Source organism: Variovorax sp. 01N425, from assembly GCF_056399465.1.
This window is the reverse complement of the sequence record NZ_JBFTRJ010000005.1, coordinates 256,066-267,170: the sequence shown is the minus strand read 5'-3', so window position 1 is coordinate 267,170 and position 11,105 is coordinate 256,066. Positions and strand designations below refer to the sequence as shown.

Here is an 11,105-nt window from a genome sequence, read left to right as displayed (position 1 = left end):
TGGGTCTTTCATACGAATTCGATTGGCTGGCTCAGGGGTTCTTCACATAGGCGCCGCGGCGCAGGTAGAACCACCAGTTGAGAACGAGGCACAGGGCATAGAACACGGCAAAGCCGTACATCGCGTATTGCGGCGTGCCGGCCTTGATCTGGGCGCCGATGACCACGGGCGCGATGAAGGCGCCGTAGCCGGCGATGGCGGAGGTCCAGCCCAGCACCGGGCCGGCCTTGGCGCGGTCGAAGATCACGCCGATGGTGCGGAAGGTGGAGCCGTTGCCGATGCCGCTGGCCGCGAACAGCAGCACGAACAGCAGCATGAAGGGCAGGAAATACTGCTCCGGCTGCGGCGAGCCGTAGGCCAGCAGCATCACGTAGCCCACGGCGGCCGAGGCCACCACCATCACCGCGGAGATCGCCTGCGTGACGATCGAGCCGCCCACCTTGTCCGAGATCCAGCCGCCCACCGGGCGGATCAGCGCGCCGACGAAGGGGCCGATCCACGCGTAGGTGAAGGCCGAGGGCGCGTTCGGGTTCTTCAGCGTGTGCTGCAGCACGCCGGCCGCGTCGGGCACGTGGCTGATGCCGAAGATCACCGCGATCGACAGCGGCAGCGCCATCGAGAAGCCGATGAAGGAGCCGAAGGTCACGATGTACAGCGCAGTCATCGACCACGTGTGCTTGTCGCGGAAGATCTCGAACTGCTTGGCGATGTTTTCCTTCATCGTGCCGAACGCGGCGAGCTTCATGGTGAACAGCGTGGCCACGATGATCAGCGGCATGGCCACCCACATGTTGAGCAGGCCCAGGCCCGTGGGCGCCGGCAGGTACAGGTACAGGCCCGCGATCGCCGGGGCGAACGACAGCGTGTACAGCCAGGTGATCTTCAGGAAGGCCTGGACCGGGCCGCCGGTGTCGGGCGAGACGGTGCGCAGGTTGTTCATGCCGAACCAGCACAGGATCGACAGCGGCACCAGCGACAGCACCCAGGCGAAGCCCGCGTTCTGGATCCAGGTGGGCGTGCCGGCGGTGATCTTGCCCATGATCCAGCCGCTGTCCTTGAGCAGCGTCATGGGCTCGCCGCCGATGCTGCCCAAGAGGCCCACGGTCATCACCAGCGGGATGACGATCTGCATGGTCGTGACGCCGAAGTTGCCGATGCCCGCGTTCAGGCCCAGCGCCGTGCCTTGCAGGCGCTTGGGAAAGAAGGTGCTGATGTTGGACATCGAGCTGGCGAAGTTGCCGCCGCCCACGCCCGACCAAAGCGCCATGAGCTGGAACACCCACAGCGGCCACTCCTTGTGCTGCAGCGCGATGCCGGTGCCGATGGCCGGCGCCAGCAGCATTGCCGTGGTCAGGAAGATGGTGTTGCGCCCGCCCGCCAGGCGGATCAGGAACGCGGCCGGGATGCGCATGGTGGCGCCGGCCAGGCCCGCGATGGCGGTGAGCGTGAACAGCTCGGCCTGGGTGAAGGGAAAGCCCAGGTTGTTCATCTGCACGGTGATGATTCCCCACATGCCCCACACCGCGAAGGCGCACAGCAGGGCGGGCACCGACAGCCACAGGTTGCGCCATGCCACGTGCCTGCCGGTGCTTTCCCAGAACTGTTCGTCCTCGGGGCGCCAGTCGGCGATGTCGGTGCGGCCGCCGGTCGTGCCCGGGGGAACGGCGATGGTGCTGGTGCTCATGATTTGGCTTCCAGGTTGAGTTTCGATTCGCGCGCGCCGCCCATCACCTGGGTGCCGCGCACTTCGGTCCAGTACATCCAGACGAGGGAAACCCAGACCACGCCGTACATCAGCATGAAGGCGCTCGAGCGGATGCCGGTGAGGTCCATCAGCGCGCCGAACATCACGGGCAGCACGAAGCCGCCGAGGCCGCCGGCCAGGCCGACGATGCCGCTGATCGCGCCGATGTTGGCGGGGTAGTCGTCGCTGATGTACTTGAAGACGCTGGCCTTGCCGAAGGCCATCGCGATGCCGAGCACGAACATCAGCGCGGTGAAGCTGTAGACGTTCAGCCCGATGTGGAAGGTGCGCGGGCCGTTCACCGTGACGAGCGTGAGATCGGTCTGCGGATAACTCAGCAGGAACAGGCAGATCCAGCACACCCACATCACCCACCAGGTGACGCTGTGCGCGCCGTACCGGTCCGACAGCCAGCCGCCCGCGGCGCGCAGCACGCCGCCGGGCAGCGAGAAGCAGGCGGCCAGCAGCGCGGCGACGCGGATGTCGAGCCCGTATTCGCCGACGTAGTACTGCACCATCCACAGCGAGATGGCGACATAGCCGCCGAACACGATGCTGTAGTACTGGCAGTAGCGCAGCACGCGCGGGTCCTTGAGCGTGCCCAGCTGCTCGGCGAAGCCGGCGCTGCGGCCCACCAGGTGCGCGGGGTCGCTCGTACTCAGCAGCCAGAACAGGACCGTAGCACCGAGCATGATCGCCGCGTACACCTGCGGTACCACGGCCCAGCCGACGGCCACCACGATGGCGGGCGCCACGAACTTGTTGACGGCCGCACCCGAGTTGCCGGCGCCGTAGATGCCCATCGCAAAGCCTTGCCGCCCGCGCGGAAACCAGCGCGCCACGTACGGCGTGCCGACCGAGAAGGCACCGCCCGCGAGCCCGACGAACATGCCCAGCACGATGAAGTGCCAGTACTGCGTGGCGTAGGACATCAGCCAGATGGCGGGCACCGTGGCGGCCATCAGCAGCGTCATGACGATGCGGCCGCCGAAGCGGTCGGTCCAGATGCCCAGCGGCACGCGCACCAGCGAGCCCGTGAGCACCGGCATGGCCGTGAGCAGGCCGAACTCGGTCGCGTTGAGGTCGAGCGCCTTGCGGATCGGGATGCCGATCACGCCGAACATCATCCAGACCATGAAGCAGACGGTGAACGCCAGCGTGCTCACCGCCAGCACGCGCCAGGCCTTGGCGGGCACGGCCTGGGTGGCCGATGGCGGCGAGAGTGGGGGGCTGGTTGCGGTGGCGCGCTGCTGCACGGTGGGTCTCCTGAAAGGCTGACCGGAGCTTAGGAAGGGGGCATTGCGGGCGGCTTGATCCACATCAAGCGGCAGCGCTTGTGCACAGACACACTGGGCCATGGATCAAAACCCGCGAGCCCGGCCCGCACGGCCATACCCTGTGCTGGACGACGCACAGGGCTTCGCGACGGCCGTGCTGCTGGTCGGGCTGGGGCTGGCGGTGCTTCGCAGCGCCCATCTGCTGACGGGCGGTCTTCCCGGCCTGGCCTTCGTGCTGAACTATGCGACGGGCTGGCCTCTGGGGTGGACCCTGCTGATCGTGAACCTGCCCTTCATTGCCTTCGGCTGGCATGCATTCGGTTTGCGCTTCACGTGGAAGACGATGCTCGTCGTTGCCGGGCTGTCGCTGAGCGTCGAAGGGATAGGGCGGGTGCTCAGCGTGCATTCGGCGCACCCGCTGGCCGCGGCGGTCGCCGGCGGCCTGCTGATCGGCGTTGGCCTGCTCATCCTGTTCCGCCATGGCGCGAGCCTCGGCGGATTCGGCGTGCTGGCGCTGTTCCTGCAGCGCCGCTACGGCTGGCGCACGGGCGCCGTGCAGATGGCGTGCGATGCCGCGATCGTGGCCTCGGCCTTCGCCCTCGTGGAACCGGGCCGTGTCGGCTACTCGATCGTTTCGGCGCTGGTGGTGAACCTGGTCCTGCTGTGGAACCACCGGCCCGGTGCGCAGGCAATGCGATCGTTGAGCGGCATCAAGGGACCACCCGCCGGGCATCGATAACCTTGCCGCCAGTTCCATCCTCAGAGGAGACCGCATGGCTGTCCTGGACCGATCCGATACCGCTTCGCTCGGCCTGCCTTTCATGGACCAGGCGCGAGGGCGATTCGCCGGCCTGCTGGCGCAGGTGGAGGCCGCCGGCAATGCCGCGTTGCCGGCGGCCTGGCGCGAACTGCTCGCGTACGCCGCCGAGCTCTTCGCCTGCGAGGACATCTGGATACGGGCGTCCGGCTTTGCTGCGCGCCGGGATCACGCGGCGCAGCACCGCGTGGTGCTGGAGGTGATGCGCGAAGGTGCGGTGCATGCCGCCGAGGGGCGGCTTGCGCAACTGAGGGAGATGGCGCGCCAGTTGAAGGCCTGGCATGAAGCGCATGGCCGGACGATGGACGCGCCGCTGGCGCGCCATCTGCGCATGCGGCGGGCTGGCCGCGGGAGCGTCGCTGCGCGCCTAGGCCGCGGCGCCGGGCAATCGCAGCCCGCCGCGTCCCGTGAGGCGCGCAGTGATCGCCGCCTTCAGCGGCGGTAGATGCTGCGCGCCGCGAAGGAACAGTTGGCGCGCCAGGCGCTGCGGCGTGCCCGTGCTGGCATAGAGTTTCGCCACGGCGTTGGTGCCGTGATAGACCGGCGCGGCATCCCGCCGGTGCGCGCGCTCGTAGCCCGCGAGCACCGCGGCATCGCCGATGTCCCGGCCGGCCGCGCGGGCGGCACAAAGCGCATGGACCAGCGACGCGACACTCTGCAGGCCGAGGTTGTAGCCGTGCGCCGTGACCGGATGCATGCCGACGGCCGCATCGCCGACGAGCGCGCTGCGCTGGCCCACGAAGCGCCGGGCGTATGCGGCAACGAGCGGATAGGGAAAGCGCTCGCCCAGCAGCTGCATGCGGCCCAGCCGGCTGCGGAACTGGCGCTCGACCAGCATCGCGAATTCACCTTCGGACAGTTGCATCAGCCGTTCGGCGGCCGCGGCGTCGGCGGTCACCACGACCGACGAGACATGGCCGACGGCGGGCAGCACGGCAAGCGTGCGCTCGTAGCCGAAGCACTCGTAGGCCACGTCGTGATGCGGCAGCTCGTGCTGCATCCGGCAGACGATCATGGTGCGGCCGAAGTCGTGCATGTCGGCCGCAATGCCCAGTTGCTTGCGCGACCAGGAGAAGCGGCTGTCGGCCGCGACCAACAGCCGGCCCTGCAGCTGCTGCGGCAGGCCCGGCGAGGTTTCGAAATCCAGCTGCACGTGGCCGGGCTCGGTGGCCACGCGCAGCACGTGCGCACGGTCGATCAGGCGCAGCCCCGGGCGCTCGGCCGCGGCCGCGAAGCTCGCGCGGCGCAGCGCATGATTCGGCACGATCCAGCCCAGGCGCTCGGCGCCGGGGCCGCGCGGAGAAAAACTCAATGCCGCGTCCTGCCGGTCGCCGTCGATGACGCGCGCTTCGCGGATGCAGCCGATCTCTTCGGGCCGCAGGCGCTGCCACAGCCCCAGGGTGCGCAAGGTGGCCACGCTGGCGTGGGTCAGTGCGATGTCGCGTCCGTCCTCGGGCGGAGCGGCGAGCGCTTCGCGCGGCTGCGCGTCGAGCACGGTGGCGGTGAAGCCGGCATCGGTGAGGGCAATGGCCAGCGCCAGCCCGGCCGGGCCGGCGCCGACGATGAGGGCGTCACGTTCTTGCTGCATGCGGAGTCCTGCGGAGGTGAAGGCAGGAATTGTTGGACGGGGTGGCGGCGCACGCCTTGACGGGCATCAAGGCCGCGGCCGCCGCGGGGCAGGGGCGTCGCCCGCGTACACCGGAAGCGCAGTGCCCGCGAATGCCTCGAGCACCGAGCCGACATTGCCGCAGCCGTGCAGCGCCGTGACGATCGTGCGGAACAGCGGCTTGTACGCATCGTCGGCTTCATGGCCCGCGAGCGGATCGCGGTTCATGCAGAAGGCCGCGTCGAGCTCGGCCCATTCGCCGTCGCTCAGCACCGATTCGGCGAGCGGCAGGATCTGCGTTTCCTCGACGTGCATGTGGGCCAGGTAGAAGTCGGCGTAGTGCCGCATCAGCTGCTCGAAATGGTCGCGCCGCATCTCGCACTGGGCGGTGCCGCTCATCGCCCGGAACCCCAGCAGCGCATGCTCGAGCTCGCGGATGGCGAACCCGCCGTGCGCATGCTCGCGCTCGAGCCGGTCGAGCACCGCGTCGGTCTGCGCGCTGCGGCCGCGCAGCTTCGGAAACAGCAGCAGGCTCTCCTTCGGATGGTGCAGCTTCTCCGGGAACTCGTCGACGTAGAACAGCATGGCCTGCAGCGCATCGAAGTCGGGCAGGGTGCCGTGCCGCCGGTGCTCGCGCAGCAGCAGCGTGATCGAGCGCAGCATGGCCGACAGGGCGCGGTGCTCGTGGCGGATGATGGTCAGGCTGTCGTGGGTCATGGGGCACCTCCCGCGGGGACCGGGGCCCGCTTTTCAGGTTGTCAGCAACGCACCGCTGTCGTCGAAGACGCGCACCTCGACCGGAATGGCGGCGCGCACGCTTTGCGTCACGACGCAGAAGTCCTCGAACTGGGCCAGGGCCCGGTCGAGCTGCCTGAGCGTCGATCCCGCAACGCCAAGCCGGATCGCGACCTCGATGCCCGCCACGCGCAGCCGGCCCTGGGCATTGCGCGACAGCGCGGCGCCGGCCGTGGTTCGCATGGGGACCGCCTCGTTCCTGAACTTGCGCAGCGAGAACAGCAGGCTGGACGACAGGCAGTTGGCCACCGCGGCCACCAGCAGCTGCTCCGAGTCCGGGCCGGCTCCCCTTCCCAGCGGCGGCTTCACGTCGGACAGGAGCGCGGCGGCGCCGGGCAGTCCGAAGTCGACGGCAAACCGGTAGGCGTCGTGCAGCACCAGTGTGACGTGGTTCGCTTCGTCCATCATGGATTGGAGCGGCACCTGCTGCGCCGGCCCTATGGGTTCAATGCTCGTCGGGGTCTTCATGGCAATGCCAGTGTGGGGTCCGTCCCGCTGCACGGGCTTGACCTGGCGCAAGGACCGGCGAAGGAATACCCGGAGGCCGCGCCGGGCTCAGCTGCCGGCCATCGTGGCAAGCAGCATGGCCTGCAGCACGAAGCGATGGTTCTGCGCACGCTCGGCGGCATGCTCGCCGAGACAGGCGGTCCGTGCCCGCACATCGGCCGCGCAGCCGTGTTCGCGCAGCGTCATCAGGTCCGCCAGCACCGAGGCGGGATGGTCGATGCCTTCGAGGTCGTCATAGACCGGCACGCCCGCATGCTGCTCGATCTGCCGCACTTCGGCAGGCGTCAGGGAGGCGCAATCGATGGCGTCGTACAGCCGGCCCAGCATCTGCGAAAGGTGGCGGAACTCGGTGCCGCCCGGATCGACCGGGGGACCGAGCCGCACATGGGCCACCCGCGCGCCCAGGTCCAGTGCGGCGCGATGCAGCGCCGACATTTCCGCATCGGCCGGCCGCTGGCGCAGCAGGGCGATGTTCTTGCCCGCCAGCGGCCGCTCGCCGGTGCGGCCTGCAAGCGATGCGGCCTTCAGCCGGCAGGCGAGTTCGTGGACGGCCGAAAGATCGCCGGCCAGGAATTCGCCGCCGGCGTGGAGGCCGGGACTGGGCGAGGAACTCAAGGTCGATTGCATGACGATCGCAGCCTATAGCCCGTGCCGCCGCAATCCTTGACGGGCATCAACTCCCTGCCATGGCGGGAACGAATGACACGCTGCATTCACAGGCGGTTCACCAAGCGCGCGAGGTCCTTCGCTTCCGGCCGAAGGTCTCTTCCAGTTTTTTTGCCCTGGCAGGTGAAGAAGATCACAGCCTGCCGCGCGATGCGCAGCCACGTCGGCACGATGGCCCGCATGAACCACAAGCGCCAGCCGCATCACGGCGATACCAGGCATGCAGCGCGGGAACCGGCGGGTTCTCGGGCGCATGCGGATGCGCCCGCGAGCGGTCCCTTCGTCAACTGTTCATGCGGGCTCGCGCACCTGGAGCGCATCCATCGGCATTGGTGGATGAAGCTCCTGCCTTGGCTGCGGTTCTATTGCTGCAGCCGCTGCGGAAAATCGCAGCTGGCCTCGAAGCGGGCGGTCAGCTTCGCGGTCACGTCTCTCAGGAGTGGAAGCGAGGCGGCGCAGGCGCCTGCGCCCTGAGCGGGGCCGCTGGCGATGCCTCGGGCAGATCAATCCGGCTTCGGTCCGGCGTTGCCCGTGTCTTCCGGCATGGTGAACAGCTCGGGGTCGAACATGGGATGAGCTTCCTCGGCTTGCTCGGCGGGCGCATCCGGAAGCAGGCTGCCGAAGTCGGTCGAGGCGAAGTTCGGCGGAATGTGGATGCCTTTCTCGTCGCGGCGGACCAGGCCGCGGCTCTCCAGGTCGCGCATGGTCTTGTTGACCACCTCGCGCGAGAGCCCCGAATACGATGCGATGACCGCCTGGGTGATGCGCTTGTCGTAGCCGCCGCTGCCCGCAGGCGCCAGCTGGGTCAGCTCGTGGAGCACGCGGCCGACCAGGTTCTCGGCCGACAGCGACGAGATCCGGCGCAGCTGGCCGCGGATCATAGTGATGCGCTTCATCGCAACCTCGAGCAGGCCGATGGTCACCTCGGGGTAGGTCGAGCACAGCCTGCGGATCGCGGCGATCGGCATCAGGTAGACCGAGGAGGGCAGGGCCGCAACCAGGGTCGACGTGGTCTGGTAGCGGTCCTCGCCCAATGAAGGGCCGAGGAAGAAATCGCCCCTGCGGATGAAGTCGGTCGTGACGTCGCGATCGACGGCTCGCAGCAGGCCGCTGGCCACGCAGTAGATGCTGTCGGTCCAGGTGTCGGCAAGAAGCACCGTCTCGTTGCGCCGGTAGGACCGCAGTTCGCTGCTGCGGATCAGGGCGGCCCGGTCGGCGGGCGGCACGCTGGCAATGAGGGGATGGAGGTACATGGCGAAGGTTATGTCGGCCACCTCATTTGCAGTCCGCCTGAAGCAGCCGGAACAGCGCCTCGATGCGGTTTTGTTCTTCGGCCTCGTGCAGGGCGCGGCCCCGCAACCAGAGTCTTCCGGCTTTTCTCTCGACATGCACGTCGTAGACGCGATCGACGCAATCGACCACGACATCCGGCGCGAGCCGCTCCTGCGCGGCCCACAGGGCCAGCTCGATCTCCGCCGCGCCCAGGCGCCTGGACGCACGCATCGCGATCCAGTCCGCATGCAGCCGCGGCAGTGCCGTCATGCCGCGCACCTTGAGCGGCTCGCTGCCGAGCTTCGCCAGCAGTTCCTCGAGCTGCCCGCCGCCGGAGCGCTGCGCGGGCGCGGAACTGGCCGTGCAGGCGGCGCTGGTGCGCAGCAGGAAGCAGTCGTCGCGCAGGCAGCTCAGGTCGGTGTCGGCCGAAGCCAGCAGGCTCGCGCGGATCCGGCGCCGGATCTCGCGGCTGACGTCCGCGGCAACCTCCGGCCCATCGGCATCGACCAGATGCGCGAAATTGGCGATGAAGAAGAGTGCGCACACCCTGGCAGGCTGGCCGCTGCGGTTTCGCTCCCTCGCTGCCGCCGCAGCGGCGGCACCGCGATGCCTTGAGGGCAGGAAATGCGCCAGGGCCGCGCGCCAACGCGGCCCGAAGAGCCTGTTTTCCATTCGCGGCAGGGCGATCGCTCCATCGCCTGCGTGACACCACTTTCTTTGCATTTGGCATGCCCCTGAATCGTTGAACCATTTCTTGGATCCGCTCGTGAGCGGTCCTCAGGGGAATGCTACGGAGCAACATGCGGCTTGGCATCGGGTTTCGAGTCGCGGATGTGTTCCGAATCACAATCAGACACAATTGGCGTTCGACCTCTTGCGGTTCACGAAATGTTGAAGGTGGGCGGGGTCCGCCGCCGCGGCAGGCGTTTCAAGTTCATTGTGTGGGGGCGGGTGCTGGGCAGCACTCCCACAAAAGGGTGAGTGGCCGATGCGCGACAGGAGAGGTGCGCGGCTTGCGCCCGGCAAGCCGCTACCGGCTCATGGCCGGCCGTCGTCGGCAATGCGCCGGGCCACTGCCAGGCAGTCCGCCACGAAGCGCTGCGCCGAGGCGGCGTCCGGGTCGCCGGCCGCCAGGAGCGCAGCTGCATCGCCTTCGGGCGCAGTGCAGGCCGACAGGGCGATGCACAAGGACGCCGAAGGGCAGGCGGCATGTTGTCGTCGCCAACGAGAAGAAGCGCGGCAATCCGTGCAGCTTCGGGCGTGAGCTGCATCGCCTGTTCGTAGAGCGGGCCGATGTGCATAGGCCAGCCGTCAAGCAAACGCGATGCCCGCTTCGCCCCGGCCTTGGCGGTTTGCATGCACTGTCGGCCGCCTACGCCGATGTGAGCGCCGCCCTACATCGCTGCGATCATGAAAAAACAGGATGGCGGAGCGATGCCGCAAGACGTGCAGTCATTCTTGCCGCCGGCCCCAGCTCCGGCTCCCGGGCCGTGCGCGGCCGCTCGGGCTGCGGCCATCGTGTTCATCGCGATCGTGCTTGCCTGAAGCGCGAAGCCGCGCGGTGCTGCTCAGCGTTCTGCGAAGACCTCGATCTCGACGCGGCGGTTCGGTGCCAGGCAGTCGATCAGGGCCGCGCGCGCCGTTTGCGTGCACTGCACCTTCGGCTCGGATTCGCCCTTGCCTTGCACCTGTATGTTCTGCGCCGGCACGCCGGCCTGGACCAGGTAGTCGCGCACGGTGTTGGCGCGCGCCAGCGAGAGGGCGCTGTTGTAGGCCTGGCTGCCGAGCCGGTCGGTGTAGCCCGTCACCTTGACGGCATCCGCCCCCTTGATGTCGCCGGCCAGCGCATCGAGCTTGCGGCGTCCCTCCGGCAGCAGGTCGGCGAGCGACCGGCCGTCGAAGCGGAACAGGCCGTCGGCACCCAGCGTGGTGCGCCGCGGTGCCGGGCTCGCGGCGGCCGGCCGTTCGGCCGCCGGCAGCGCACGCACCGCCAGCACGTCGGCGCAGCCGGCCGGCAGCCAGTGGAAGGTCTGCGCCTTGTAGTCCTTGTCGAAGATCGCCTTGTACTGGCAGGTGGTCACGCCGCCGCCGGGCTTGCGGAAATGGAAGATGTAGTCCCACTCGCGCGGGCCCGCCATGCCTTCGCGGAAGTGCGGCCGCCCGAGCAGGTCGTACAGCTGGTCCTTGGTGACGCCGGGCGCCACGGCGCGCAGGTTGTCCAGGTTGGGGAATGTGCCTTCCTTGAGCCATGCATCGTTGTCGATGTTGGGGAAGATCACTTCGGTGGCCTTGCCGTCGTCGGTGATGCCGCGGCTCACATAGGAGCTGCAGCCCTGCAGCAGCAGCAGCGCCGCGGCGCCCGCTGCAATGGCCGAGAAGCGATGGATTTGCGTTGTCATGATGTTGTTCCTCTTTGTGATG

The 11,105-nt window shown here is 68.5% G+C and carries 13 protein-coding genes; 3 read left to right on the top strand and 10 right to left on the bottom strand.

Annotation, left to right across the window (positions count from 1 at the left end):
* Positions 1–31 precede the first annotated feature (31 nt).
* Entirely contained in the window at positions 32–1,684 is a 1,653-nt protein-coding gene (locus AC1DSC_RS11160; RefSeq protein WP_278875566.1) for an MFS transporter, read from the bottom strand.
* The gene (locus AC1DSC_RS11155; protein ID WP_038107782.1) at positions 1,681–2,940 is read right to left on the bottom strand and encodes an MFS transporter; all 1,260 of its coding nucleotides are present in this window, start codon (positions 2,938–2,940) and stop codon (positions 1,681–1,683) included. Before AC1DSC_RS11155 ends, AC1DSC_RS11160 begins: the two co-directional genes overlap by 4 nt.
* Before the next feature lie 202 nt (positions 2,941–3,142).
* On the opposite strand from AC1DSC_RS11155, the gene AC1DSC_RS11150 reads away from it, so the two are divergent.
* Together AC1DSC_RS11150 and AC1DSC_RS11145 are read left to right on the top strand one after the other, a co-directional pair.
* Complete coding sequence (locus AC1DSC_RS11150) at positions 3,143–3,760, top strand: YitT family protein (protein WP_018906042.1); 618 nt, start codon at positions 3,143–3,145, stop codon at positions 3,758–3,760.
* A 34-nt stretch (positions 3,761–3,794) separates the two neighbouring features.
* The gene (locus AC1DSC_RS11145; protein WP_278875562.1) at positions 3,795–4,283 is read left to right on the top strand and encodes a hemerythrin domain-containing protein; all 489 of its coding nucleotides are present in this window, start codon (positions 3,795–3,797) and stop codon (positions 4,281–4,283) included.
* On the opposite strand, the gene ubiM is transcribed toward AC1DSC_RS11145, so the two are convergent.
* The 4 genes from ubiM to AC1DSC_RS11125 form a co-directional block, all read right to left on the bottom strand.
* Entirely contained in the window at positions 4,206–5,426 is a 1,221-nt protein-coding gene (gene ubiM, locus AC1DSC_RS11140; RefSeq protein WP_278875559.1) for a 5-demethoxyubiquinol-8 5-hydroxylase UbiM, read from the bottom strand. The genes AC1DSC_RS11145 and ubiM overlap by 78 nt on opposite strands.
* A gap of 66 nt (positions 5,427–5,492) precedes the next feature.
* On the bottom strand, positions 5,493–6,161 hold the full coding sequence (locus tag AC1DSC_RS11135) for a hemerythrin domain-containing protein (protein WP_369664974.1): 669 nt from the start codon (positions 6,159–6,161) through the stop codon (positions 5,493–5,495).
* Between the two features lie 33 nt (positions 6,162–6,194).
* Positions 6,195–6,707 carry an OsmC family protein gene (locus tag AC1DSC_RS11130; protein WP_369664975.1) on the bottom strand — a complete coding sequence of 171 codons (513 nt, stop codon included), beginning with the start codon at positions 6,705–6,707 and terminating at the stop codon, positions 6,195–6,197.
* 87 nt (positions 6,708–6,794) lie between these two features.
* On the bottom strand, positions 6,795–7,373 hold the full coding sequence (locus tag AC1DSC_RS11125; RefSeq protein ID WP_369664976.1) for a Rossmann-fold NAD(P)-binding domain-containing protein: 579 nt from the start codon (positions 7,371–7,373) through the stop codon (positions 6,795–6,797).
* Positions 7,374–7,535: 162 nt separating this feature from the next.
* On the opposite strand from AC1DSC_RS11125, the gene AC1DSC_RS11120 reads away from it, so the two are divergent.
* The gene (locus AC1DSC_RS11120; protein WP_436045708.1) at positions 7,536–7,886 is read left to right on the top strand and encodes a hypothetical protein; all 351 of its coding nucleotides are present in this window, start codon (positions 7,536–7,538) and stop codon (positions 7,884–7,886) included.
* 29 nt (positions 7,887–7,915) lie between these two features.
* Here the strand turns inward: AC1DSC_RS11120 and AC1DSC_RS11115 are convergent, their stop codons facing one another.
* The 4 genes from AC1DSC_RS11115 to AC1DSC_RS11100 form a co-directional block, all read right to left on the bottom strand.
* Positions 7,916–8,665 (bottom strand): Crp/Fnr family transcriptional regulator, encoded by a 750-nt coding sequence (locus AC1DSC_RS11115; RefSeq protein ID WP_015865617.1) that lies wholly within the window; start codon positions 8,663–8,665, stop codon positions 7,916–7,918.
* 22 nt (positions 8,666–8,687) lie between these two features.
* A complete protein-coding gene (locus AC1DSC_RS11110; protein WP_369664977.1) occupies positions 8,688–9,230 on the bottom strand; it encodes a hypothetical protein in 543 nt (180 codons plus the stop codon).
* Positions 9,231–9,722: 492 nt separating this feature from the next.
* The gene (locus tag AC1DSC_RS11105) at positions 9,723–9,872 is read right to left on the bottom strand and encodes a hypothetical protein (protein WP_436288716.1); all 150 of its coding nucleotides are present in this window, start codon (positions 9,870–9,872) and stop codon (positions 9,723–9,725) included.
* A 380-nt stretch (positions 9,873–10,252) separates the two neighbouring features.
* Entirely contained in the window at positions 10,253–11,083 is an 831-nt protein-coding gene (locus AC1DSC_RS11100) for an OmpA family protein (protein WP_418147960.1), read from the bottom strand.
* Positions 11,084–11,105: the final 22 nt, after the last annotated feature.